The following is a 24,009-nucleotide window of genomic DNA, read 5'->3' as shown; positions in this document are numbered from 1 at the left end:
CCGCAGGCGGACGCAAGGGGTAATTCGATGAGCTCGGATCTCGTTCCTCTCACGGGCATGTTGCCCGCATTGATCGGCGAAGCACGCAGGCGGCGCATCGCGATGGGCGTGATGTTCGCGCTGATCGCCCTCGCAGCCCTGGGCGTCGGCGCTGTCTGGCCGAAGAAATATGAGGCTTCCACCACCATCCTCGCCCAGGAAGCCAGCATCATCACGCCGCTGATGGAAGGCGCGGCCTCGGCCACGGCCAACAAGAATCGCGCCGGCATCGCCCGCGACGTGGTCTTCAGCCGCAAGGTGCTCGACGAAATCCTGAAGATCGGTGGCTGGCTGGCAGCCAATCCGTCGCCGCTGGAGCGCGACAAGATCGTCGACGGCATCAAGTCGAGGACGAAGATCGTCAACAACCGCGACAACCTCATCACCATCAGCTATTTCGACTCTGATCCCAGGCGCGCCTTCGCGGTCACCCGCGCGTTCGGCCAGATGTTCATCAGTGAGAGCCTTGCCTCGAAGCAGCGCGAGAGCCGCGAAGCTTATGAGTTCATCAACAGCCAGGTAGAGACGTATCGCACGAAGCTCACCGATGCGGAGGACAAGCTGAAGGCGTATCGCGATGCCAACGCCGATGCGCGTCCAGGCAGCGAGACCGACACCAATGCGCGCATCAGCCAGCTGCGTACGCAGATTGAAAACAACCGCATGGACTACATGCAGAAGCAGTCGCAGGCCGGGGCACTGTCGGCGCAGCTGAGCGGCGAGTCCGAGGTGAACGCGGTGCAGACGGTAGGCGGCATCTACCAGACCCAACTCGCCGACCTGCAAGGGCAGCTGGACAAACTGCGGCTCAACTATACCGACGAATATCCGGATGTCGTGCGCCTTCGGCACCAGATCGAAGACGTGCGCAAGCAGGCCCTGGCGGCCGATGCGCAGCGTGCCATCGGTGGTGCGATGCCGCTGGATCATGCAGTGACGATGAACCCGGTGTACCAGCAGATGCGTCTCCAGCTGGCCGCCGTACGCGGCGACGCCGCGGCGAGCGCCGCGCGCGTGTCCGCCAGCGAATCCATGCTGCAGTCCGAGCTGGAACGCAGCAAGCGCATCGCCAATTCCGAGAACGTCACGGCGGAGCTCACCCGCGATTACACGGTGAACCGCGATGTGTACCAGGACCTGCTGAAGCGCCGCGAGAATGCGCGCGTGTCGATGAACCTCGACGCGGAGCAGCGCGGCCTCACTTTCCTCGTGCAGAACCCCGCGGTGATGCCGCTGGTTCCGTCGGGCCTGCGCTTCATGCACTTCAGCCTGGCCGGCCTGGCGTTGTCCCTGGCCATTCCCTTCGGTCTGCTGTTCGCCTTGGCGCGCTTCGATCCGCGTATCCGCTCCGTGGCGCAGCTGGAGCGCGCCACCGGCTTCCCTGTGCTGGCGACCATTCCGTTCTATCCCACGCCGCGTGACCGCCGCCGCGAACAGCTGCACAACATGATGCTTGCCGTGATCATCGGGGGTGTCGGCGCCGTGTATCTCCTGGTGTTCTGGCTGAGGATGAAGGGTTGACGATGAACAAGATGGCGGCTGACAACATCGAACTCGGCGACATCGTCGCCACGCGTCACGGCGAGGCGCACGCGACGCCCGGCCATTCCATCGCGCGGATGCGCGAGGAGGGCGGTGCGCTGGCTCCCATCGACTGTGAGCGCAAGCGCCTGATCCACCGCGAAGACTCGGTACGGCAGCAGTCCGATGCCTTCCGAGGGATCCGCACGCGTCTTCTCGAGATGGCTGGCGAGAACAACTTCGTCACCATGGTCGTGGCGGTGAGCCCGCGCTCGGGCGGCAGCTTCGTCGCGCGCAACCTCGCGGCCGCCTTCGCTTTCGACGAGTCGAAGACGAGCCTGCTGATCGACTGCAACCTGCGTTATCCGAACCAGCACAAGGCGTTCGGCGTCGAACCGCGCACCGGGGGATTGATCGATTTCCTCGAGCATCCGTCGCGGGGCATCGCGTCCATCATGTATCCCACCGGCGTGCCGCGCCTGCGCCTGATTCCTTCCGGCCGGTCACGCGAGAACACCGGCGAGTACTTCTCGTCGTTCCGCATGCGCGCGGTGCTGGACTCGCTGCGTTGCCGGTACTCGGATCGCTACCTGTTCCTGGATGGTCCGCCGGTGAAGGGATCGCCCGATGCGCGGATCCTCTCGGACCTGGCGGACTTCGTCGTGCTGGTGGCGGGCTACGGGCGCGACACGCCCGCGGCGATCAACCAGGCCGTGGCCAACTTCGACCCCGCGAAACTTGCCGGGGTGGTGTTCAACCAATCGCCGTAAGCGCGACCCCGGGGACATCGGGGAAGGGGAGGGATCATGCCGGCGTCGTCCAGGCTTGCTTGCGCCATCGTAGTCGGACTCGCAATGGTACCTTCCATGGTGCTGGCGGGCACGCTCAATTACACCCTTTACGGTGGGATCGAGCACAGCAACAACATCGCGCTGTCTTCGGACAATCCGGTCAGCGAAAACGTGTTGACGCCGGGTGGAACGTTCCAGTTCACCCAGATGGGGTCGACCTTCCAAGCCAACGTGGTCGGCACCGTCGAATACCGGAAATACCTGCAGAACCATTTCGACTCGCAGCTGCAGACGCAGCTGGCGGGCCAGGGCAACTGGACGATCGCGCAGGACCGCCTCGATTTCTCGGTCGAGGATTACGCCGGCGTGCAGCCGGTGGACCAGCTTGCAAGCGATTCGCCGGACAACCAGCAGCAGACCAACGTGCTGGTGGCGGGTCCGACCTTGCGCATGCGCTTCGGCGAGGCGGCGCGTGGCCAGTTCGAACTGCGCTACATCAACAGCTATGCCTCGAAGGTGGACGAATTCAATTCGTCGCGAGGCATGGCGGCCTTCCGTGTCTTTCGCGACCTGAGCCCGACCGACACAGTCTCCGCCAACGTCGAGTTCCAGCGCGTGGATTTCGACAACCAGCCTGAAGACGCGAACTACGATCGCAAGGAAGCGTTCCTGCGGTATACGAGCACGCTGGCTCATTTCGACGCGGATGTGCTGGTCGGCGGAAGCCGCCTTGAATTCGACAGCGGCGAAACGACCTCGGCACCCCTCGTGCGCATGCGCATTGGATGGGACCCGAGCCCTCGCAACGCGATAACGCTGACGGGTGCTTATCAATACGCCGATGCGGCCCAGGACATCATCACCACGCCAGGCGCATTCGGTACCGGTCTCTCCACCGACCGCGCCGAGCCGGTCGATCCATTCGCCGGCACGGGCGGGCTCGGAAGCGGCAACGGCGCGGGCATCGGTACAGGCAACTCGGTCATCGGTGACGACGTCTACAAGGAGCGTCGCTTCGACGCCACCTGGAACTGGCGCGGAGACCGCCTGACGCTGACGGTATCGCCTGCCTTCAGCAAACTGCGCTACCTGCACGATCGCACCTTCGACCAGAACGACCGTGGACTCACTCTCGGTGTCGGCTATCGGTTGCGGCCGACCCTGACCCTAAGCGGCTTCGTCTCCGGCGACAAGCTCACCTACCGGACCTTGGACCGCGAGGACACGACGGTGCGCCTGGGACTGAACCTCACCCAGCAGTGGAACCGCCACTGGAGCGGGCAGGTCATGGTCTCCCGCGACAGGCGCAGCAGCAACGCCGTAGGCCAGGACTATCACGCGACCACCTTCTTCGTCGGCGTCGTCTACAGGAGATGAGCATGCGACCTGATGCGGAACTCCCTTTTTTCTTCGGCGCCGATGAAGGCCTCTTCGGGATGTATCACGCCCCGGACAGGCCGGCACGCCGCGCCGTGCTCATGTGCGCCCCTCTCGGACAGGACCTGATCCGTTGTCATCGCCTCTATCGCCAGTTGGCCCAGGCCCTGGCGAGGGAAGGACTTGCCGTCCTGCGTTTCGATTATCGCGGTACCGGCGATTCGTCCGGCGGCAGCGGGGACGTGGACTGGGAGCGTTGCGTCGCCGATACCGTCGTCGCCGCTGCGGAACTGCGCCTGCGCGCCCGCGTCGATCGCGTGGTTGCGTTCGGCGCGCGGTTGGGCGGTAGCGTGGCGATATGCGCTGCCGAGCGCGCCCGTCTCAGCGAAGTGATCGCATGGGACCCGGTACTGGACGGCGACGACTACGTTGCCGCCCTCGATGCCATGCAGGCAGCCCTGCGAGAGGATGCGGAGCGTTTCACACGCCCGCGCAGCCAGGCGGACGTTGCCGAACAATGGCTCGGCTTCGACATCGGCGACCGTCTGCGCGCGCAACTGTCCGCCTTGACCGTCGGTGCGCCGAACGTGCCGATGCTGGTGCTCGATTCACTGCCGGAGTGGGAAGCATCGCGCTGGGACCGGATTGCCTCGTCGCGCGGAAAGGTTGCCGGCATCTCGCCGCCGACGCCGTGGAACGATTTGCGCCGCCTGGAAACCGCGATCCTTTCGCAGCCGTTGATCCAGGCCGTCAGCGGCCGCCTGAAGGAGAGCGCGTGATGCGCGAGGAAGCCCATCGCTTCGGCCGCGGCCACCACCTGGTCGGCATCGCCGGCGTACCCGAAGGCGCGGCCGGCGAAACCGGCGTGATCGTGCTCAACGCGGGGCTGGTCCATCGCATCGGACCGTTCCGCCTGCATGTGGAATTGACCCGGCAGCTCAACGCTGCGGGCTATCCCACGCTTCGCTTCGACCTTTCCACGCTCGGCGACAGCAGCGCTACCGGCGGCGGGCATACCCGGACGCAGCAGGTGTGCGCCGATCTCGACGACGCCATGAACCTGCTGAACCAAAGGGCCGGCTGCGAACGCTTCGTGCTGGTGGGCCTGTGTTCGGGCGCGCAGAACGCGCACATCGTCGCCGCCACTGATCCTCGCGTGTCCGGTGCGGTGTTCCTCGACGGCTATGCCTATCGCACCCTCGGCTACAAGCTGCGCCACTACCTTCCGCGCCTGGTCGATGCCGGCCGCTGGGCGCGCCTGCTGCGCCGTCGCCCGGGTGGCGGCGCAGCCGTCACGAAGCAGTCCCCGGAACCCGTGTTCGCCGTGGCACCGGCACCGCGCGAAGAAGTCATCGCCGACTTCACCGGCATGGTGGCGCGCGGCATGAAGCTTTACCTCGTCTATTCCGGCGGTATCAGCAACTACTTCAACCACGCTCGGCAGTTCCGCGAATGCTTTGGCAAGGTGATGGACCATCCGGCGGTGACCACGCGCTACCTGGCCGAAACCGACCATACCTATATCCTCACCGGTGACCGCGCCCGGCTCCTCGACGGCATCGGTGGCTGGCTGACCCGCAATTTCCCGCCGGCAGTCGCCGGGAGGCATGCATGAACTCGGTCCTCGTCACGGGCGGTGCCGGCTACATCGGCAGCCATACGGTGCAGCAGCTGGTGGAACGCGGCGATCGCGTGGTGGTGATCGACAATCTCTCCACCGGCTTCCGCGAAGCGGTGCGCGGCGCATCGTTCGTCGAAGGTAACGTCGGCGACATCGAACTGGTGTCGCGGGTGCTCGAAGCCCATGGTGTCGACGCGGTGCTGCACTTCGCCGCCCACACCGTCGTACCGGAATCGGTAAGCGACCCGCTGAAGTATTACGGGAACAACACCGGCAACACGCGCAACCTGCTTTACTGCTGCGCACAGGCGGGCATCGACAAGTTCATTTTTTCCTCTACGGCGGCGGTCTACGGCTCCACCGACACCGGCGTGGCGGACGAAGACACGCCGACGCGGCCTTTCAATCCCTACGGCACGTCGAAACTGATGTCGGAGACGATGCTTCGCGACTGGTGCGCCACCGGGGCCATGCGTCACGTCATCCTCCGTTATTTCAACGTGGCGGGTTGCGATCCGCTCGGCCGTATCGGCCACTCCACGCCGCAGGCCACGCTGCTGATCAAGGTGGCCTGCGAGCACGCGGTGGGCAAGCGGGCCTCCATCTCGATCTATGGCACGGACTACGACACGCCGGACGGCACGGGCGTGCGTGACTTCATCCATGTGGAAGACCTTGCGGCCGCCCACTTGCGCGCCCTGGACCATCTCCGTGGTGGCGGCGACTCGCTCACGCTCAACTGCGGCTATGGCCATGGGTACAGCGTGCGCGAGGTGGTCGAAGCCGTAGCCCGCGCGGCGGGACATCGCCTGAACGTGATGGAGCTGCCGCGAAGGCCGGGCGACATCCCCAAGCTGATCGCGCGCAGCGACCGCCTGCGCCAAGTGCTTGGCTGGGATCCTTGCTACGACGACCTGGACGTCATCGTGAGCACGGCCTTGTCTTGGGAACACCATCTGGCAGGAAGCAGCTTCCGTACCGCGTCGGTGGCATGAACGCCCATGTCTATCCGAGTGCCCGCCGACGCAGACTGTTCCTGCGCGAGGCTAAATCGTCTTCTTCTGGTTCTCCCATGCTCCTTCGTCACATCCTGGTCGTCCTCGGCTGCCTGCTCGCCTTCGCGTTTGCATCATTTCCGTCCGTAGGATCCGCTATAGCCGCTCCTACGGAGAAGATCGACGTTCGGCGCCTGGCGGGGAAGGGCGACGATCTCCCGGTCACGGTCGGTATTCCGCTGCCACCCGGTCTTCTGCGCGACGCTGCGCAGGTGCGGATACTGGACGCGCACGGTGATGAAGTCCCCGCTGCCGTCAAGCCGATGCTCACCTGGCACTTCCGCGACGGCAGCATCCGCGCCGTGCGCGTGCAGTTCCATGGACCGCCCGGCACTTATGCGTTCTCCTTTGATGCGCCACGAACAAAAAGCGCGGCGGGCTGGCCGTATGGTGAAGGCCTCGTCGGCGGTAAGCCCCTCGCGCTTGCGACACTCACTCCGGCATGGCTCACGGCATCACTCATCGCCGGGCCGCAATCGGTAGCATCGCGCGACGAAGCTTATGCCCGTTATGTCGATGCCCAGTTCCGTTGGGCCGGGACGATGCCCACGAAGGACACGACGGCCTGGCTGTTCGACCGGCCGTCGACCTTGTTCAAAGCCTATGTGCGCACCGGCCGCGCCGATTACCTGGAGGCGGCGGAAGAAAGCTATCGCTGGTACATGGCCGGGATCAAGCGGGATGGCCTTCCGGTAAGCCCGTTCTGCGGCGGCGGCTGGCTGCCGGACGGCAAACCGTGCGATGTGAAGTACGTTTACATCGAACCCATCCTGCTTGCCGTGGCGCTGACCGGCGACGATTCCATGCATGACGCGGCCACGGTCGCGAAGATGGCCGACTTGTGGGACAGCGGCGGCTGGAACACCACGCCCGGTCCTTACCATCATCCGAAGGACTATTTCACCGAACGTCTCGCTGGACTTGGTCTTATCGAAACCGTGGCGGCGTATGAACTGACGGGCGACTCGGCTTACCGTAAGCGCATCGACGCGCGTGTGGGCTGGTTATATGAGCACCAGCGTGCGAATCCCGACGGCTTGGGCGACGACGGCTCGTGGCGCAACAGCTGGAACGTGCACGAGAACGATCCGGACGGCGCCGACGATGTGCGCGGCGCGTCGCCATGGATGAGCGAGAACATCGTCGACGGACTCTGGCATGCATGGCTGGTCACGACGGACCCGCGCATTCCCGGCATGATCGTGGACTTCGGCCGCTACCTTGAGCGCTACGGCTGGATCGGACCAGACCTGCTGGTGTCTCCGCATGACTGGCGCAACAGCTGCTCGGGCCCGGGCGGCCTCATCGCGTGGTATTGGTCGTCGTCGCGGGCGAAGGCGCCGGCCTTGATGAAGATCCAGGAAAGCGAAGGCTGGTACAGCGACGGACACAACGTGGAACTGGGACTTCCCGTCGCTGCCGCATGGTACTTCGAAAAGGACCCGGCGCAGGCCGCGGCGCTGAAGAAGCGCTTCGCCGCGCTCACGGCGTCCTACAGCCCCGCGTGCGCGGCCATCTCCGACACCGTGCGCCGCTTCAACTGGAATAACCGCGGTGCCGGCGTGGCGCAGTGGATGATGGCGCAGCCGTCCGGCGCAGGCCTCACCGCCGTTCCTGCGAAAGCAGCAACCCAGCGACTCCAGGGCGCCTCGCCGTGAACCGCCGCCTCGCCGTCCTCCGCAGCGTCGGCATCGTCACGGTGTCCACGTATATCGAGTATGCCCTCGGGCTGCTGATGAGCGTGTGGATCGCTCGCTCCCTCGGCCCATCCGAGTTTGGCCGCTATGCCTTCACGATCTGGTTGTGCGGCTGGCTGATCGTCTGCTCCAACCACGCGCTGACCACCTCATCGACGAAGTTCATCGCCGAGGCCGACGGCATGGGCGATCCTGGCCTTGCTTCGCACCTCGCTGCACGGTTCTCGCGTATCCAGACCGTCAGCTCGCTCGTCGTCATCGGCCTGTTCGTCCTGGTGGGCTGGCTGTTCCGCCCGTCGGAGTGGGGTGGCTCGCTGCTGCCGATCATGGGTCTGGTCGTCGTCGCCGTCGTCGCGAAGGCGAACTACGCCATGCTCGTGGCCATCGAAAAGGGTCAGGAGCGCTTCGAACCGGAAGCCGTTGCCACCGTGATCGGCGGCATCGTCGGCATGCTGCTTGTTCTCACGGCGATGTTCCTGCATGCGGGCCTGGTCTCCTTCGTAGCCCTCTTCGCCGTCGCCTGTCTTCTGCTGAACCTCATCAACCGGCTGGCTTATCGACGCTGTTGCCGTCCGTATTCAAGCGGCCCCATCCCGCCATCGGTGGCGACACGCGTGAACCGCCACCTGCGCCTCACGGCGACCTTGGTGCTGATGGGATCGTTCCGCGTGGGCACGATCGAAGTCTTCCTGCTCACCACCTTCACGGGATCCGTGGCGGTGGGATACTTCGCCATTGCGGGCACGCTCACCCGCGGGGCGGTACAGTTGTTCTCGGTGGGGCTCACGTCCACCTTGCTTCCCTATATGGCGAAGACGTATGGCGAGAACGGCACGGCGCGTGCCGCGCGTTTCCTCTCCGAGGCTACGCGCTTCTACTGGGCGGTGGGTATCGCTATCGCGGGCCTCGGCCTCGTGACCACGCCTGAGATCGTGCGGCTCATGTACGGCACACGCTACGTCGACGCGATTCCCGCCATCGAAGCCACGCTGGTACTTGGGGGGCTGTTGCTCATCGGCAACGGCATCGCCGCTTTCCAGACCGTGGTCGACCGCCAGGACGATCGCATCCGGATAGCGGTCGTCGCGCTGGTCGCCAATGCCGTCCTCGGTATCTCCCTGGTACCGTCCTTCGGACTCGCCGGCGCGGTGGTGACCTATGCGGGAACGCGTGTGGTCGAGATGGCGCTCGCCATCCACTACCTGCGCAAGGCGACCAGCGGCGGCCTGCCAGTCGGAGCGATGTCGCGACTGTTCACCGTCGGCCTCGTGGCCACGCTGGCTGCATGGGCAGCCACAGAGGCCACGCCCTCGCGCCTGGGTTTCCTCGTCGGCGCCGCGGTGTTCACGACGCTCTACGTACCGGGAAGCATGCTGGCGCGCTACTGGACCGGCGACGATTTCCAGTTGATGACCGGCATCAGCCGGCGGCTGGGGCCGCCCGGTCGCGTCCTCGTCCGTCTCCTTGAATTCGTCCATCCGCCGGTGGCGAAGGTCAGCCCATGAATTACGTGTGCTCCACCGTGCATACCCTCGACGAGTTGCGGACATTGCGCGATGAGCTGGTGCGCGTGGCCGAACTGCCGGGAGCGGCGAGCGGCGTCGTGCAGCATCCGGACTGGGTCGAGTACGAGGTAGTCAGCCGGCACGATGGTACCGTGCCACACGTGGTCGTGATCCGGAACGGGGCAGGACAGGTGGCAGGCTACGTACCGATGCTCGCCATCGATCATACGGCGGGTCTGGATCTGGCCGGGCGTCGTGTAAACCTGTATCGCGGCGCAGCCTTGCGTCTTCTCGGAAGCGGGGTCGTGGCGAGCGAATCGGAACGCCACGCGGTCGAACTCATGGCGTCGCTGCAATTGGCTGGCGACACGGGCATCTGCGTCGTCCGCATCCAGGAAACGGATCTGCCAAATCGCTTCGCCAAGGCACTTTCCGGCCATGGCGGCTTCCGTACCGTGGCGGCAAACCTGCTGGACCAGGTGCACTGGTCGATCGAACCGCAGGCATCGTCGGAGTCCTGGCTTGCCGGCATGGGAAAGAAGCAGCGGACGGACCAACTGCAGCGCGTCGGGCGGGCTTATCGCAAACTCGGCGGCGATGCCGCGATGCACGTGTTCGACACGGCCGATGAGATGGCGGAGTACTGCCGTCTCATGAACGAGGTATACGCTCGCACATGGCACCACGAGGATTTGCCGACCGATTGGGAAGCACCCGAGCGTGTCGCACTGTTCCGGCGCCTGGCCGATGCCGGCCATCTCATTGGCCACGTGGTCGTGCTCGACGGGCGGCCCCTCGCCTACGTACACGGGTACCGTATTGGCGGCACCTATCTCGTGGACGATCTCGGCTATGACGAGGAAGTGGCGAAGGTAGGCATCGGCTCCGTCGCCGTGTTCCAGGCGATACGCGCGTTGATCGACCGATTCCCCGGTGAGCGCATCAGCTTCGGCTACGGCGACAATCAGTACAAACGGCTGCTGTCCACGCGTTCCGAACCTTGTGCATCGTTGTACGTGGTACGGTCCACGCGCGCGACGGCGGGGTTCCATATGTATGCGCCGGTACGCTGGCTCTTTCGCGGCTTGCATCGTGTCCGTGCAGACTTGCGTGCCCGAAGGGAAGGCTGATCGAAAAGGCCTGCCTTGTGGAAGCCGTTTCAGCGGCGATCGGGTGCTTTTCACCACGCTGCCGATACGGCTAATCCGTTGCTGAGCTGGCTCATGGAAGAGTGATTTTCAGCCTGGCTACTTTCGCGGGTACCTGAACCAGCGCGTGATCGCTTGTCAGCGGTTGCGTTTGTCGATTCCCCGCAAGTCGGAACGACGAAACGGCGAGGGCAACGCCACATGTAAGGATTCCGGCTACCATCCAACCGGAAGCGAGACGGCGAAGGCCGAAGCCCGGAACATCAGGCTTCACCCCCCGACGCGATATGCCGCCAGCGGATTCGCGCGAATGGGCGACGTCGCTGCCGAGCGTGGTGGTGAGGTAGCGGAGCTTGTCGGCATCTTCGAGCGCATGCCGGCCCTTAAAGCCCAGCATCAGGCAGAGGTGGTAGACCTCGGCAACCTCTGCATGAGAGGTGCTTCGCTTGCGAATTTCCTCGAGTCGATCGAAGAAATGCTCTCCGGCCAACTGATCACCAAACTCTTTCAACTGTAGCGGCTGAGCCTCCCAGGCCCGTCGGAAGCGGGCCGGCGAGGCCAGGACGGCCTCGTCAATGGCCGCGTAGAGCGCATAGACCGCGTCTTCCACGGTGTCCTTGGCATAGCCGGCCGCGAGCGCCGCGGAGCGGAACGCCGCGGAAACATCGGCGACCTGGCCAAGCAGTTCGGTGGAATTCTCGGGTAGCCGGGAGCCGCGCAAGGCCTGCAAGAGTCTCGTACCGTCGCCTATCAGATCGACGAGTCGCGGGCGTGTAGGTGTCGCGGTTGCGCGGGTCATTCGTGGATAGCCAGGAGTTCCAGTTCGACTTTGTCGACACCACCCGGAACGAAAACGGTAACGGCATGCGCCTCGCGCATGCGCTTATACGCCGCGGGCTTCCGGTCGAGGACGAAGTAGATGCAATCCGGCTTCACGGGAACTGCCGGTGGTGGATGGGGTATGTGCTTCAGCGGTACGCAGGGCAGGGCGGAGGTTACAGCCTTTTCGACATCTTCTGCCGCACCCACCTTGAACCGCCGCGGCACGGTGGCAATGAGCTCATGATCGGTTGCCGTTGCGTGTACCGCTAGGTAGAACGTGCAGTCCGAACCCAGTTTCTCCTCATCGAGAGCGCCCACGAAATACGACTCGCGTTCCTGTCGGAGCGGGATAACCACGAACCGTGTTGGTATGACCGTGTCGACGAGCTTGCCAACCAGTTCGAAGATCGCACAGAAGCTTGCATCGGATCGTCTGTGATTGTAGGTGGGCAGATGTCGATGTTCCGAGCTGCGTCGGAACGCCAGCAGCCCTCCCGCGAGTCGTAGCAGTTCCTCGAAGAGCCGTTCTGGCGGAACGACGGGAAGCTCTTTCAGGTGTCCCAGCGACGCTGCGCCGGCACCCAGGGTGTGCAATAGCCAGAAACTGGCGTGATCGCCAGCGCGGAATGCCACGGAATCGCGTACCGGCTCCGCTTCCGACGCGGTAAGCGTGGCGATCTTCCCATGAAGGATATTCAGCAGTTGTCCAAGCCGTCCGTGCAATGCCGGGGAATCCCTTAGGGACATTGATGGCGCGATGTAAGTCCCATCCAGGCGAAACCGGCCTGTCGGACCCCGACGAAGCCTTGCGACGGGCAGCACGCCCTCTTGGTGCTCATCCGACATGACGACAAGGCGTGGCTGAAGACTCGCGAATGGTACGGGGGCCTCCTCTGCACTCGCGTAGAAATCCGGAACGCGTGCCTCGCGAGGAGCATATCGTCTGTCGCGGCGGTCCTTGTTGGAGCAATTCTCACCCTCGTGACGCCAGGCCGGGAGGGTGACGCCGAGCACCAGCGTATCCACGTCGGGGTCCACCGATCCCAAAGGCAGCGGTGGAGGCAGCGCATCCGCGGAGGGCGCGCGCAAAACTTCACCGCTGGGAAGGACGACGTCGAGATTGGTGAACTCGACGCAATCGGTTTCGCCGTCGGCATTGGCGAACGCCTGGTAACGCACGCCCCAGGGAAATGCGTGCGTCGATCGCATGGCGGCAATGAGTCGCTGTTCGTGGAAAGAATCCTGGCATTGGAAGAGCTGTGGACCCAGGAACAACCCTTCGCTCCACAAGATCTTCGACGTTTCCATCGTATGACGCTCCTGACTGCGCACTGTGGGATGCGCAGGTCTTCGTTAGGGGATGCGGATGGTAGCCGGAAGAATCCAACTTCGAAAGTCAGACAATTCCTACTTTTCATCTTGGGCTAAGAAGTAGATATTTCACGGGCGCCGTCGCATTCCTCGCAGCGGCGAATCCAACGAAGATCTTTTGTGAATGAACGCCAACAGCGGTGGTCGGCTTCCGGTTTTCTCAAACATGTGTGCGGGAAAGTCGATATAACCCGCGTCCGCGCACCAAAAAAACACCGATGCGCCACTTACAAGTTGAATAGGGATATACATTGAACGCTACGCTCCGACCGGCCCTCATTCCGGTACTCTCGCTTTTCCTCGCCGCCTGCGCGCACGCGCCGAAAACGCCGCCGCTCCCCCCGTACGCTCTTTGGATGGCCAAGGCTGAGGCCAGCATCCGCGCCCAGGACGTCGCTGGCGCGAGGGAAAACTTCCGTAAGGCCGGAGATGCCGACTCAGCTGCGAAGGAACCATGGCGTCGCCTCGCGGAGTTGGACTTCAACGCCCAGGAGTACGGTCCCGCGATCATGGAAGCTCAGGAAGTTCTCAAACGCGACCCGATGGACACGACGGCGCAGAGCATTCTCACGGTGTCGGGTCTTCGCGTGGCGCTGGATGCGCTCGGTATGATTCATCGCGAAACCGATCCCAAGGGACCGGCACATCTTGAGGCCGCGAAGGTTGCTCAGAGATTACGAGAGACACTTGGCCAGGACTTATTGGCGCCACCTAAGAAAAAACGCAAGGCAAAGCGTCCGGCCAGCGTACCGCTGGAGGAACTTCCGCCCACGGCAGCACCCGGCGTTGCGCCGGCCACGTCTGGTGACCCATTTTCTACGTTGCGCGTCGGCTAAGGAGCGATCATGGCAAAGGACCGCGGTACCCAGAAGAAGCTTGAGAAGGTGCGCGCGCCACGCGTGCAGTTGACCTATGAAGTGGAGCGGGGCGATGCGATCGAGGCGCGCGAGCTACCGTTCGTGGTGGGTGTGCTCGGGGATTTCGCTGGCCAGTCGCCCCCCGCGAAGCACCTGCGCGACCGGTCGTTCGTGAACGTGGACGTGGACAATTTCAACGACGTCATGGCCGGGATCGCTCCCAGCGCCTCATTCGAAGTAGCAAATGTCATTGATGGCGATGGCCGCTTCCATGTAGCCATGGACTTTGCCTCGATGGACGACTTTCGTCCGGAGTCCGTGGTGAAGAAGGTAGACCCGTTGCGTCGCCTTATCGAGGCGCGCGGCCGCCTGGCTGATCTTCGCAACAAGATGAATGGTAGCGACGCACTTGAGGATCTTCTTGCCGACGCCATCGCGAAGACTTGCGCCGGCCAGTTGGCGACTCCTGGAGAAGATGCATGAGCAGGCTCTTGTCTGCCGCTGTCCCGGCGCCCGGCCAGATCGACGAGACTCTCTTCGCCAGCATCATCGAGCGGACTCATATCGCGCAGAATGCCGCCGAAAAAGGGCGTGCCATCGATGTCATCGGCCAGCTCGTTCGCGAAGTGATGGATGGCACGATAGTCGTCTCCGACAGCCTTGCAAGGTCGATCGACGCCCGCATTGCGGAGATGGACTCACTGATCTCGGACCAGCTGAGTGCCGTGATGCACGCGCCCGAGTTCAAGAATCTCGAATCGAGCTGGCGCGGCCTTCGCTATCTCTGCGACCATGCCACAGCGAGTTCGACCGTGAAGGTGAAGATGCTCAGCGCTACCCGGCCTGAGTTGGCGAAGGACTTCAGGGCCGCCGTCGATTTCGACCAGAGCGCGATGTTCAAGAAGGTGTACGAGGAAGAGTTCGGAACGTTTGGCGGTGCACCATTCGGAGCGCTGGTAGGCGACTACGAGTTCGGTCGACAACCCGAGGATACCTATCTCCTCGACCAGATGTCGCACGTGGCGGCCGCGGCACACGCGCCTTTCGTCTCCGCAGCGGCCCCTGCCATGTTTGGTCTTTCGTCCTATGGGGACCTCGGTCGGCCACGCGATCTGGCGAAGGCGTTCGAGACGGTCGATTACGTGAAGTGGCGCTCATTCCGCGCCTCCGAGGACAGTCGTTACGTTGCTCTCACCCTGCCTCGCTTCCTTGGTCGCCTGCCTTATCACCCCGTGGACGGGCTGCCTGTCGACGGGTTCGCCTTCCACGAAGACGTGGATGGTACCGACCACGAACGGTACCTCTGGTGCAATGCCGCCTATGCCTTTGGATCCCGGCTGGTCTCGGCCTTCGCCGAGCATGGTTGGTGTGCTGCCATTCGCGGCGTTGAAGGTGGCGGGTTGGTCGAAGACCTTCCCGCCCACACATTCAAGACGGGGGAGGGCGAGCTCTCGCTCAAATGCCCCACCGAAGTGGCAATCACCGACCGTCGCGAGAAAGAGCTGAGCGACCTGGGCTTCATTTCGCTGGTTCACTGCAAGAATTCGGATTTTGCGGCCTTCTTCGGGGCGCAGTCCGTGCAGAAGCCAACGCGGTACAACAGCGATTCGGCCAATGCCAACGCCATCCTGTCGACGCAGCTGCAATACATCCTTGCTGTATCTCGCATCGCGCACTACCTGAAGGCGATGATGCGCGACAAGGTCGGCAGCTTTGCGTCGGTGTCCAGCGTGCAGACATTCCTTAATGTCTGGATCTCGCAGTATGTCCTGCTCGATGACAATGCGTCCCACGAGACCAAGGCGCAGTACCCACTTCGCGAAGCATCCATTGAAGTGTCCGAGATCCCTGGGCGCCCGGGAGTCTATCGGGCCGTGGCCTTCCTTCGCCCGCATTTCCAGCTCGACGAGCTATCCGTGTCCCTACGCCTCGTGACGGATCTTCCCGCGTCGCAGGGTGCATGACGTCCCACCCACCCATCCATCAAGGAATACGATGAAAAGCATCTATCTGAAGCTCAGCGGTCCCGACATCAAGGGCGAATCTGCGGACAAGGAGCACAGTCAGTGGTTCGAGCTCAGTGGTTGGAGCCACTCAATGGCCCAGCCCGTGTCAGCGTCGCCGTCGACATCCGGAGGCCATGCCGCCGAGCGCACCGAGCATGGCGACATGGTGGTCACGAAGGATCTCGATCTGTCGAGCCCGCTCCTTTACCAGGCGGTGTCCGGAGGCACCACCTTCCAGTCTGCGCAGATCGATTTCTACCGCGATGCTGGCGATGGCAAGCGGGTCAAGTACCTCGAGGTCCAGCTGAAGAACGTGCTCATTTCCAAGGTCAAAACGTCTACCGAAGGCAAGGCGCTTCCTGCTGACGAGCTCTCGCTGAAATATGCGGCGGTGCAATGGAAGTATCTGAAGCAGAACATCGACGGCGGACAAGGTGGCGTTACCCAGGGCGCCTGGAGCCTGACCAAGAACGACAAGACGTTTGCGGCCTGAGGCCATGGCGCGGATCCCTTGGTCCGCGCCACTTTCCCATGACCTATGTTCTAGCCAGCTTCCTGGACCGGCTCATGCCCGAATCCGATGAGTGCGCTTCCGCTCTCCCAGGGCGCTGTTCGGCGTCGGCGTATACGGCCTCGGTGGCGCGCGATATCGAGGCACTCCTTAATGCACGCAACACAAAAATGGGAGAGGCCAGCCTACCCGGCATTCTCGGGTATGGCATTCCCGACTTCTCCGCGTTCACGCTGGCCAGTTGCGTGGACCAGGCACGAATCGTCGAGGCCATCAAAACAGCGATCAAAGACCACGAGCCTCGTTTGCTCGAGCCCAGCGTGGCACTCGGAGAAACCCACTGTACGGCATCGCTTCGTTTCGTCATCGCCGGCAAGCTGATTGTTCAACCGTATACGTTGGCCATGAGGCTCAGTGCCGAATTGCGATCGACGACCATGCACTTTTCGGTGTGCGAAGAAGCAAGGCGGGCTGCCTGAATGATGGACTCCGATGCATTGCTTCCTTATTACGAACGGGAGATCGCCTTTTTGCGGGAGGAGGCGGGCGAGTTTGCTCGGCGCTATCCGCGTGTAGCAGGAGACTTGATGCTCTCCGAACAGGGCAGCGAGGACCCGAATATCCGTCGGTTGATGCAGTCGGTTGCCCTGCTGACGGCCCGTGTGAACATGCGCCTCGGCGACGACTACGCGGGCTTCGCCGAGAACCTCCTGGATGCACTGTATCCACAGCACTCGCAAGCACGCCCGTCGTGTGCTATCGCGCGCTTCTCCAGAGCCTCGATGGGGAGCTCTGAGATCATGTCGCCAGATGTCTCGACGCGCCATGGGGCGCTTCCATCGGTTCGCTTCAAGGCATTGTTCTCACCAAGCGTCTCCGACCCGGACGTCAGCGGGGTCGAGTTTCACGGGGCGCAGCCACTTATATTCGGCGATGATGTATGGACAGGAGCGAGTCTGTGCTTGTCCTTCGATTCGCCGGTTCCCCCGGATATTCGCCTGTTTGTCGCGGGCAACCCAAGTTTCGCACCCGTGATTCGCGATGCGCTCTTCTTCGATGTCCAGGGTCTCGCGGTACAACAGCCCTCCGGGTCGCTCCTGTCGGCGGGGAGTCTTTCCTGGGTATCGCCTGATGACGTAGAGGCGCTGGTGCCTTCCATGTTCAGCGATCACCCAGGATACGATCTTCTTCGCGATCTCTTCTGTTTCCCGGACAAGTTCGGCTTTTTTGACATCCGTCTGCCCGAGCTCGGATTCCCGGTCCAGGCTATACGTCTCCTGTTGTCGCCCACTGATGGCTCTGCACGCGACACGATGCTGTCGCGGCTCAAGCCCGGACACTTGCTGACCCGATGTGCGCCGGTCGTGAATCTCTACAGTTCTAGCGTCACCTTCGGACCACGAGACGCGGGCCGTTCGCAGTACACGATTACCGGTACCCATGCCAAGACGGCGGTCGTTGCCGTCCGGTCGGTCCATTTGCGAAGTGGAGAGGGCACCAGGGGCGAGGCCGTTCCGCATTACTTCCATGGGCGGCGCCCCGGCGCGGCTCGGAGCGGGTGTTTCTGGGTGTCCCATCCAGGCGGTCCAACAGCTGCCGATCCCGCACCTGATGGCTCTATTCGCCTCATGCTGGTAGACGATGAGCGACGTCCTCTCACGGAGAGCACGACCTTGAGCGTCGAGGCGCTTTGCTGCGACAGCGATGTGCCAGCTCTGCTCGCCAGCGGGACGTCATCAGCGGTTCTTCACGGAGGAAGTCGCGATGAACCCGTGGCCAGGCTGCTGACCTCGCCAACGCGCTATGAATCGGCGCCTCCGAGGAAGGAGGCGGGGTGGCACCTTCTCTCCCACCTCAGGCTCAGCCATTCGTCGCTGCTGGGTCCGGATGCCGCGGTCCTGCGTGAGTTCCTTGCCCTGCATGCACCGCAGCACTCGGATGCGCGGCACTCGATCGATGGGGTGATCGGTGTGGCCCGCCGTGGCGTCACCCAGTGGATGCCAGGTGAGTTTCCGCCGACGCTCGTTCGAGGTACCGAGATCACGCTGACCGTCGACGAGACCCACTTTGTCGGCCTGGGCCTGCACGCATGGGTCCAGGTTCTCGATCGCTTCTTTGCCGCCTACGCACAGATCAATAGCTTTACCCAGTTGGTCCTGCGCTCATCGCAAACAGGAAAGGAAATCCACCGTTGTCCTCCGAACACCGGAACAGGTCCACTGATCTGATCCACCGCCTGCTGCGCGAACCCTGGCGGTTCGAAGCATTCCAGGCGTTGCGCATCCTCGAGCGCGCCATCGTGCATGCCGGCGGCCCGGCATCGCATTCGTCACACTGGCCGGTGCGATTCCGCAACACCATCTCGCTGCGCTTCGCGCCAAGTGACGTGGAAGCCGTGCAGGTAACTCTTGGCGGCCTGCCGCTCCCGCCCGGACACGAGTCCGTCGCTGCATTGGGGCAGTCCGATGCGCGTGTGGAAGTCGTCCAGCCGATCATAGGTTTGCTTGGTGTGTCAGGCGCTTTGCCGGCCCGATACACGGAGGCCTTGCTGGGTGGCGAGGGCCAGCGTCGCCGGCCCGAGGCACGTGCCTTCCTCGACCTGGTGAGCCATCGGGCGGTGACCTTGTGGTATCGCGCGTGGAAGTACCGTCATCCCGCTTTGCAGCGTGAAACCGAACGTCGCGGTGGCGTCGTGGATGTTCTTCGTGCGGTAGCCGGCATGGGCCTGGAAAGCCAGCGTGAGATGCTTGGTTCCGATGGCGGCATTCCCGACCACAGCATCGCCGGTTTCGCTGCCGCACTCCGGCACGGCCCCATGTCGGCACCTTACTTTGCCAGGATCCTATCGACGTACTTCGGATATGTCGTGCAGGTGCAGGATTTCGTGGCTTCCTGGCATCCGATTCCGCCAGAGACACGCTCTCGACTCGGACAGAGCGGCAGCACGCTCGGTCGCGATGCAATCCTCGGCGAGCGACACTGGCAACGCCACCTGCGCATTCGCATCAAGCTCGGCCCGCTCCCGCTGGCGGCCTACCAGCGCTTCCTTCCGGACGGACCGGACACACGCGTCCTTGCGCAATGGGTCTTGCTTTGCCTCGGTGACGTTTACGAAGTCGAGGTGGTTCCGATCCTTCGTGCCGCTGATGTCGTGGCTGCCTGTCTCGGCCGTAACGGCCGGTTAGGACGCGACGCATTCCTCGATCCCGGCCAGGCATCGCGTGACCGCGACGATGCGGCCTTCCTCCTGCCTCCTCTCCCTGAAGGATCCCCATGACGGACCATCTCGCCAATCTGGTCGGACGGCTTTCGCCGACCTGCCGCGACGCTGCCATGCATGCGGCCAACCTCTGCGTCATCAGGCAACACGAGGCCATCGGTCTCGAACACTTCTGGGCCAGCGTGCTCGACAGATCGTCGAGCGATGCGGCGCGAGCCATGGCAGCAGTAGGCGTCGATGTCGCGAACGTAAAGCGTGAGCTTGATCAGGCGTTGTCGCGCGAAAGAAATCGCGCGGACGGTACGCCCGTCTTCTCCACCGAGCTTTCATCGCTGTTGCGCCGCGCGACCGCTATGGTCCCTTCAGGTGCCCGTATTGGCAGCGGGCATCTGCTCATGCACATGGCTGATGGCAACGACTGGCTCGACGACGTCCATGCTTTGTCGCCCACGCTGTCGGTGGTGCCGCCGGACGAGTTCACGAAGGCATTGGGGAGGCTGCCCTCCGAAGAATTAGCAGATGAATCGGCGTATCGCGATCGATCCGCCGCCGAACCTGCCTTGTCGCGCTTTACGATCGACCTGACCGAGAAGGCTCGGGCAGGGCGCCTCGATCCCGTCATCGGACGCGAGCAAGAAATCATGCAACTGATCGACGTTCTCGGTCGCCGTCGCCAGAACAATCCGATCCTTGTCGGCGATCCGGGCGTGGGCAAGACAGCAGTGGTCGAAGGTCTGGCCCTTGCCATCGCAAGCGGTAAGGTGCCGGGTTCCCTCGCCGAGGCTCGCCTCCTCGTCCTCGACCTTGGCTTGCTCCAGGCAGGAGCGAGCGTCAAGGGCGAGTTCGAAAGCCGCTTACATGACCTGCTCGCCGAGGTTGCCGCGAGCCGGCAGCCCGCGGTGCTTTTCATCGACGAGGTTCACACGATGATAGGCGCCGGCGGCACACCCGGACAGGGCGATGCGGCCAATCTGCTGAAGCCGGCGCTGGCCCGGGGAGAACTGCGCACCATCGGTGCCACCACCTGGGCCGAATACAAGAAATACTTCGAGAAGGACGCGGCCCTGGCGCGGCGCTTCCAACCGGTGGAGGTGAAGGAGCCGGAACCGGTTGTCGCCGAAGCGATGCTCCGGGCCATGGTGGCTTCGCTCGAAACCCACGCTGGCGTGCGCATCCTCGATGAGGCCGTCACCGCGGCGGTGAGGTTGTCGGCGCGCTACGTGCGGGACAGGCAGTTGCCTGACAAGGCGATGGCGCTATTGGACACTGCGGCATCGCGTGTTGCGCTCAGCCGTCTGGCACCCCATCCGCGCCTCGCCATCCTGGAGGGCGAACTGGAGCAGGCACGAAAGAAGCGCCTCGCCATGGCTCGCGATGCGGCGGATCTGGGAGGTACCGTCGATCCGGCCGCAAGGCACGAGGACGACGTCGCCGCGCTGGAAGCGCGGCTTGAGTCGCAGCGCGAGGCGATAGCGCAGGAACTTGCAGCGTTGGCGTCGCCGTATGTCCCTGCCTCGGGTGAGGCTGCGCTGGTACCAAGGTATGTGGATGCGCGCGTGGTGGCGGACGTGGTGGCCGACTGGACCGGCGTTCCGGTCGGACGACTGCAGGAAGACGAACTTGCAGCGCTCTCTGCACTTCAGTGCCGCCTTGCACGCCGCGTGACTGGCCAGGATCACGCCTTGAAGGCAATCGCCGAGCGGGTGCGCTCGGCGCGTGCGGGGCTCGGTGATCCGCGGCGTCCGAATGGCGTGTTCCTCCTGGTCGGCCCCTCGGGTGTCGGTAAGACCGAAACCGCACTGGCACTCGCGGAAGCCCTTACCGGCGACGAACGGCACCTCATCACCATCAACATGAGCGAGTACCAGGAGTCGCATTCGGTGTCCGGCCTGAAAGGCGCGCCAGCGGGTTACATCGGTTACGGCGAGGGAGGCACGCTGACCGAAAGCGTGCGTCGGCATCCCTATGGTGTCCTTCTGCTCGATGAGGTCGAGAAAGCGCACGTGGACATTCGCGAATTGTTCTACCAGGTGTTCGACCGTGGCTACATGACGGATGCCGAGGGTCGCGACATCGATTTCCGGAACCTGACCATCCTGCTTACCAGCAATGTCGGTTCCACGACCGTCATGCAGGCTTGCCTCAACAATCACTTGATCAACCGGCCCAAGCCCGATGCCTTGCTGGAAGAGATGCGGCCATCGCTCTACCAGGCGTTTGCACCGGCGTTCCTCGGACGGACGCATATCGTGCCGTACTACCCGTTGTCCGATGAAGCGCTCGAAGAGGTCGTACGCAAACGTCTCCAAGCCGTGGTCGCCAGGCTGGATGAGCAGCATGGCGTGATGCTTACCTTCTCTCAGTCCGTCGTCCAATGGATTGTCGGACGCTGCAACGAGGCAGATGCGGGAGCACGTGCCCCACTGCGTGTGGTCGATGGAACCGTACTCAGCGCGATCACCGATACCGTTCTTGACCGGCCCTCGCTGAAGCATGCCGAGTTGACTCTGGGCTGCCTTGCAGACGACGTACTCTGCACGTGGGTACCACCGATGGACTCAGACTAATCAGTTGCGGATGGTGAACTCGATGCGCCGGTTACGGGCTCGCCCGGCCTGCGTACCGTTGTCGTCGATGGCCTGGTCAGGTCCACGTCCGCTGACGAGCAATCGCTCCTGACCGATACCTTTGCTTACCAGATAAGCCTTCACCGCGTCGGCTCGCGCCATGCTAAGCAGGATGTTCGTCTGGCGATCACCCGCCGCGTCGGTATGGCCGATAATGTCGAGCGAAGGCGTGCCGACCTGCGCGATTGCGGCCGCCATCTGGTTCAATATGGCGACACCAGCCGGCGTCAGCACGGCGCTGCCGCTTTCGAACTGGACAGTGCGATTCCCGAGCGTACGGTCGAGCACCTCCTGCCGGTTCTTCATATCGTCGACCGAAAGTGCCGTCGTGACGCGGTAGGTGGCATTGAACGCGGATTTGAGTTCGTTGTCCGTTGCAGTGCGTATCGCATCGTCTCGTACGCTACCCGTGAGGCTCACAGCGTTGCCTTCGACGTTCAGGTCGCCTTTCTCGACATGCCTCAAGTTCGGACCGATCGCCTGGCCGACGTAGCGTGACCAGTTTGCCGGCGCCTCGGTAGGCCCCACTTCGATGCGGTCGACTACCGGGGTATCGGGATACACCTGACGCAGGCGGCGAAGGATATCGGCACGCGTGGCTTCGTCGGGAACCAGGCCTTCGGCGATGACGGGGCGGTCGGTCGTGGCTTGGGCCATCGTGCCGAAAAGGGAACAGAAAAGCATGGCGGGGATCAGGCGGCTCATCGGCCAATGTCCTTTAGCGACTGAAGGAATGCATGACGAAGGCCCGAGAGCGTCGTGGCGTCGGGCAGGGGATAGCGATCAAGGACGACGTCGAGATCGGGCTCGATCAGGTCAAGGTAGTGCTCCGAGGCGACTTCCGGCATCCAGGCGGCGATGAGTTCGCTACTTCGCGTGCCGTCGAAGCTGACGATCAGGCGCGCAGTCGGTTCCTGTGTCAGCAGCGCGACCATTTCGATATCGCGTCCATCGAGTGCCGTGATGATAAGGTCCAGCCAGAATGCCGCTACGCGCGGACGACGCAGCGGATCGACCGGCAATGGCAGCACCAGGCCACGATCGATGCGCACCTTCGGGCGAGCCCGTGCCGCGGCCAGCACCCTAAAAAGGGCGCGGGTCACTGGAACGACGTCGTTCGTATGACCGGCGGAGGCGAGCAATACGTTGAGCGATGACGTGTGTTCCGTCGTGACGTAATCGTCGAGCAGCGCCCGGAGCGCCCGCCGGGATGTCTTCACGGCGCATGGCGCACCCGCAGGGAGTGCGCCGGTGTTGTCCCGCGGCAACTGCATGATCGTGTCAAGCGCGATGGCAAGGCCTTGCCAGGCATGCTCGAAGGCGAACGGCGCCGTCGCGGCGAACGCCAGCGGAGCGCGTAGATCGAGGCGCAACGTGCCCATGAGCGGCGACCGTCGACCGCTATGATCGCGTCCCGCAACTGTCCGTCCACAAACCACGCTGCCGTTGCCTGTGCTTGCGGCGAGGAAATCGAAGGGATGCCCGGTGTCGTAAGCAGCCTGCCAGCCGGGGCGCCGGGCCAACGCCGACATGCACGACCCCAGCCATCGGTCGACGTGACGAACGAGGGCATGGTCCGCGTTGGCCGAACTGACGAAGTCATCGCGTGAAGGGATCTTTCCGAAATAGCTCGGTACGATGTGGCGAGTACTCATGGTGCCGCCGTTACCGCCGAGGCGCCCGCAATCGCCGCCGGCAGCTGCACCCCGCGCAGACCGCGCTTGCCCTGGCCGTTCGCATCGATGGCGGTCGCGCTCTGGATACGCAGGCGCAGGGCGACGGTGGTGCCCTCGCTTGTCCAGGCGAGTAGGTGGGTGCTGTCGTCGCCGCGTTCGCGCCGT

Annotated in this window: 22 protein-coding genes; 17 read left to right on the top strand and 5 right to left on the bottom strand. The window is 63.5% G+C overall.

Features of this window, described 5'->3' with window-relative positions; translation table 11 throughout:
- The first annotated feature begins 27 nt into the window (after nucleotides 1-27).
- The 9 genes from VGM71_RS00220 (at nucleotide 28) to VGM71_RS00180 (ending at nucleotide 10,736) form a co-directional block, all read left to right on the top strand.
- A complete protein-coding gene (locus VGM71_RS00220; RefSeq protein ID WP_331541732.1) occupies nucleotides 28-1,560 on the top strand; it encodes an XrtA system polysaccharide chain length determinant in 1,533 nt (510 codons plus the stop codon).
- 2 nt (nucleotides 1,561-1,562) lie between these two features.
- Entirely contained in the window at nucleotides 1,563-2,330 is a 768-nt protein-coding gene (locus VGM71_RS00215; RefSeq protein WP_331541731.1) for a CpsD/CapB family tyrosine-protein kinase, read from the top strand.
- An 84-nt stretch (nucleotides 2,331-2,414) separates the two neighbouring features.
- Nucleotides 2,415-3,728, top strand: a complete 1,314-nt coding sequence (locus tag VGM71_RS00210; protein ID WP_331541730.1) for an outer membrane beta-barrel protein — start codon at nucleotides 2,415-2,417, stop codon at nucleotides 3,726-3,728.
- A gap of 2 nt (nucleotides 3,729-3,730) precedes the next feature.
- Entirely contained in the window at nucleotides 3,731-4,507 is a 777-nt protein-coding gene (locus VGM71_RS00205; protein ID WP_331541729.1) for an alpha/beta hydrolase, read from the top strand.
- A complete protein-coding gene (locus tag VGM71_RS00200; RefSeq protein ID WP_331541728.1) occupies nucleotides 4,507-5,343 on the top strand; it encodes an alpha/beta fold hydrolase in 837 nt (278 codons plus the stop codon). Before VGM71_RS00205 ends, VGM71_RS00200 begins: the two co-directional genes overlap by 1 nt.
- A complete protein-coding gene (gene galE / locus VGM71_RS00195; protein ID WP_331541727.1) occupies nucleotides 5,340-6,344 on the top strand; it encodes a UDP-glucose 4-epimerase GalE in 1,005 nt (334 codons plus the stop codon). The genes VGM71_RS00200 and galE overlap by 4 nt, the downstream gene beginning before the upstream one ends.
- Before the next feature lie 77 nt (nucleotides 6,345-6,421).
- Entirely contained in the window at nucleotides 6,422-8,062 is a 1,641-nt protein-coding gene (locus VGM71_RS00190; RefSeq protein WP_331541726.1) for a hypothetical protein, read from the top strand.
- Nucleotides 8,059-9,606, top strand: a complete 1,548-nt coding sequence (locus VGM71_RS00185) for an oligosaccharide flippase family protein (protein ID WP_331541725.1) — start codon at nucleotides 8,059-8,061, stop codon at nucleotides 9,604-9,606. Before VGM71_RS00190 ends, VGM71_RS00185 begins: the two co-directional genes overlap by 4 nt.
- The gene (locus tag VGM71_RS00180; RefSeq protein WP_331541724.1) at nucleotides 9,603-10,736 is read left to right on the top strand and encodes a GNAT family N-acetyltransferase; all 1,134 of its coding nucleotides are present in this window, start codon (nucleotides 9,603-9,605) and stop codon (nucleotides 10,734-10,736) included. The genes VGM71_RS00185 and VGM71_RS00180 overlap by 4 nt, the downstream gene beginning before the upstream one ends.
- Before the next feature lie 91 nt (nucleotides 10,737-10,827).
- On the opposite strand, the gene icmH is transcribed toward VGM71_RS00180, so the two are convergent.
- Nucleotides 10,828-11,553: a type IVB secretion system protein IcmH/DotU gene (icmH, locus tag VGM71_RS00175; RefSeq protein WP_331541723.1), complete on the bottom strand. Its 726-nt coding sequence runs from the start codon at nucleotides 11,551-11,553 to the stop codon at nucleotides 10,828-10,830.
- The gene (gene tssK / locus VGM71_RS00170; RefSeq protein ID WP_331541721.1) at nucleotides 11,550-12,884 is read right to left on the bottom strand and encodes a type VI secretion system baseplate subunit TssK; all 1,335 of its coding nucleotides are present in this window, start codon (nucleotides 12,882-12,884) and stop codon (nucleotides 11,550-11,552) included. The genes icmH and tssK overlap by 4 nt, the downstream gene beginning before the upstream one ends.
- A gap of 419 nt (nucleotides 12,885-13,303) precedes the next feature.
- Between tssK and VGM71_RS00165 the strand changes: the two genes are divergently transcribed.
- From VGM71_RS00165 to VGM71_RS00130, 8 genes are read left to right on the top strand one after another with little or no spacing between them, the layout of a single operon-like run.
- Nucleotides 13,304-13,783, top strand: a complete 480-nt coding sequence (locus tag VGM71_RS00165) for a hypothetical protein (protein WP_331541719.1) — start codon at nucleotides 13,304-13,306, stop codon at nucleotides 13,781-13,783.
- Between the two features lie 9 nt (nucleotides 13,784-13,792).
- On the top strand, nucleotides 13,793-14,287 hold the full coding sequence (tssB, locus tag VGM71_RS00160) for a type VI secretion system contractile sheath small subunit (RefSeq protein ID WP_331541718.1): 495 nt from the start codon (nucleotides 13,793-13,795) through the stop codon (nucleotides 14,285-14,287).
- Nucleotides 14,284-15,768 carry a type VI secretion system contractile sheath large subunit gene (tssC, locus tag VGM71_RS00155; protein ID WP_331541717.1) on the top strand — a complete coding sequence of 495 codons (1,485 nt, stop codon included), beginning with the start codon at nucleotides 14,284-14,286 and terminating at the stop codon, nucleotides 15,766-15,768. The genes tssB and tssC overlap by 4 nt, the downstream gene beginning before the upstream one ends.
- A gap of 31 nt (nucleotides 15,769-15,799) precedes the next feature.
- A complete protein-coding gene (locus VGM71_RS00150; protein WP_331541716.1) occupies nucleotides 15,800-16,303 on the top strand; it encodes an Hcp family type VI secretion system effector in 504 nt (167 codons plus the stop codon).
- Entirely contained in the window at nucleotides 16,207-16,800 is a 594-nt protein-coding gene (gene tssE, locus VGM71_RS00145) for a type VI secretion system baseplate subunit TssE (RefSeq protein ID WP_331541715.1), read from the top strand. The genes VGM71_RS00150 and tssE overlap by 97 nt, the downstream gene beginning before the upstream one ends.
- Complete coding sequence (locus tag VGM71_RS00140; RefSeq protein ID WP_331541714.1) at nucleotides 16,801-18,549, top strand: type VI secretion system baseplate subunit TssF; 1,749 nt, start codon at nucleotides 16,801-16,803, stop codon at nucleotides 18,547-18,549.
- Entirely contained in the window at nucleotides 18,513-19,598 is a 1,086-nt protein-coding gene (gene tssG, locus VGM71_RS00135) for a type VI secretion system baseplate subunit TssG (RefSeq protein WP_331541713.1), read from the top strand. Before VGM71_RS00140 ends, tssG begins: the two co-directional genes overlap by 37 nt.
- The gene (locus tag VGM71_RS00130) at nucleotides 19,595-22,108 is read left to right on the top strand and encodes an AAA family ATPase (protein ID WP_331541712.1); all 2,514 of its coding nucleotides are present in this window, start codon (nucleotides 19,595-19,597) and stop codon (nucleotides 22,106-22,108) included. Before tssG ends, VGM71_RS00130 begins: the two co-directional genes overlap by 4 nt.
- On the opposite strand, the gene VGM71_RS00125 is transcribed toward VGM71_RS00130, so the two are convergent.
- The 3 genes from VGM71_RS00125 to VGM71_RS00115 all read right to left on the bottom strand — a co-directional run.
- A complete protein-coding gene (locus VGM71_RS00125; protein WP_331541710.1) occupies nucleotides 22,109-22,873 on the bottom strand; it encodes an OmpA family protein in 765 nt (254 codons plus the stop codon).
- Nucleotides 22,870-23,823, bottom strand: coding sequence for a type VI secretion system-associated protein TagF (gene tagF / locus VGM71_RS00120; RefSeq protein WP_331541709.1), 954 nt, complete (start codon nucleotides 23,821-23,823; stop codon nucleotides 22,870-22,872). The genes VGM71_RS00125 and tagF overlap by 4 nt, the downstream gene beginning before the upstream one ends.
- Nucleotides 23,820-24,009, bottom strand: a 190-nt coding sequence (locus tag VGM71_RS00115; protein WP_331541707.1) for a hypothetical protein, incomplete at its 5' end; no start/stop codon positions are given. The genes VGM71_RS00115 and tagF, both read right to left, overlap by 4 nt.

The sequence above is a fragment of the Luteibacter sp. genome (assembly GCF_036499525.1).
In the GTDB taxonomy this organism is placed as follows: domain Bacteria; phylum Pseudomonadota; class Gammaproteobacteria; order Xanthomonadales; family Rhodanobacteraceae; genus Luteibacter.
This window is presented reverse-complemented; position numbering and strand designations above follow the sequence as displayed.

Bases quoted from the DNA above. Each gene is read 5' to 3' on its own strand.
- tssC (WP_331541717.1), top strand. From the start codon at position 14,284: ATGAGCAGGCTCTTGTCTGCCGCTGTCCCGGCGCCCGGCCAGATCGAC.
- VGM71_RS00125 (WP_331541710.1), bottom strand. From the start codon at position 22,873: ATGAGCCGCCTGATCCCCGCCATGCTTTTCTGTTCCCTTTTCGGCACG.
- VGM71_RS00130 (WP_331541712.1), top strand. From the start codon at position 19,595: ATGACGGACCATCTCGCCAATCTGGTCGGACGGCTTTCGCCGACCTGC.
- VGM71_RS00200 (WP_331541728.1), top strand. From the start codon at position 4,507: ATGCGCGAGGAAGCCCATCGCTTCGGCCGCGGCCACCACCTGGTCGGC.
- tssK (WP_331541721.1), bottom strand. From the start codon at position 12,884: ATGGAAACGTCGAAGATCTTGTGGAGCGAAGGGTTGTTCCTGGGTCCA.
- tssB (WP_331541718.1), top strand. From the start codon at position 13,793: ATGGCAAAGGACCGCGGTACCCAGAAGAAGCTTGAGAAGGTGCGCGCG.
- icmH (WP_331541723.1), bottom strand. From the start codon at position 11,553: ATGACCCGCGCAACCGCGACACCTACACGCCCGCGACTCGTCGATCTG.
- VGM71_RS00150 (WP_331541716.1), top strand. From the start codon at position 15,800: ATGAAAAGCATCTATCTGAAGCTCAGCGGTCCCGACATCAAGGGCGAA.
- VGM71_RS00190 (WP_331541726.1), top strand. From the start codon at position 6,422: ATGCTCCTTCGTCACATCCTGGTCGTCCTCGGCTGCCTGCTCGCCTTC.
- VGM71_RS00205 (WP_331541729.1), top strand. From the start codon at position 3,731: ATGCGACCTGATGCGGAACTCCCTTTTTTCTTCGGCGCCGATGAAGGC.
- VGM71_RS00165 (WP_331541719.1), top strand. From the start codon at position 13,304: ATGGCCAAGGCTGAGGCCAGCATCCGCGCCCAGGACGTCGCTGGCGCG.
- tagF (WP_331541709.1), bottom strand. From the start codon at position 23,823: ATGAGTACTCGCCACATCGTACCGAGCTATTTCGGAAAGATCCCTTCA.
- VGM71_RS00215 (WP_331541731.1), top strand. From the start codon at position 1,563: ATGAACAAGATGGCGGCTGACAACATCGAACTCGGCGACATCGTCGCC.
- galE (WP_331541727.1), top strand. From the start codon at position 5,340: ATGAACTCGGTCCTCGTCACGGGCGGTGCCGGCTACATCGGCAGCCAT.
- tssE (WP_331541715.1), top strand. From the start codon at position 16,207: ATGGAAGTATCTGAAGCAGAACATCGACGGCGGACAAGGTGGCGTTAC.
- VGM71_RS00210 (WP_331541730.1), top strand. From the start codon at position 2,415: ATGGTACCTTCCATGGTGCTGGCGGGCACGCTCAATTACACCCTTTAC.
- VGM71_RS00220 (WP_331541732.1), top strand. From the start codon at position 28: ATGAGCTCGGATCTCGTTCCTCTCACGGGCATGTTGCCCGCATTGATC.
- VGM71_RS00180 (WP_331541724.1), top strand. From the start codon at position 9,603: ATGAATTACGTGTGCTCCACCGTGCATACCCTCGACGAGTTGCGGACA.
- VGM71_RS00140 (WP_331541714.1), top strand. From the start codon at position 16,801: ATGATGGACTCCGATGCATTGCTTCCTTATTACGAACGGGAGATCGCC.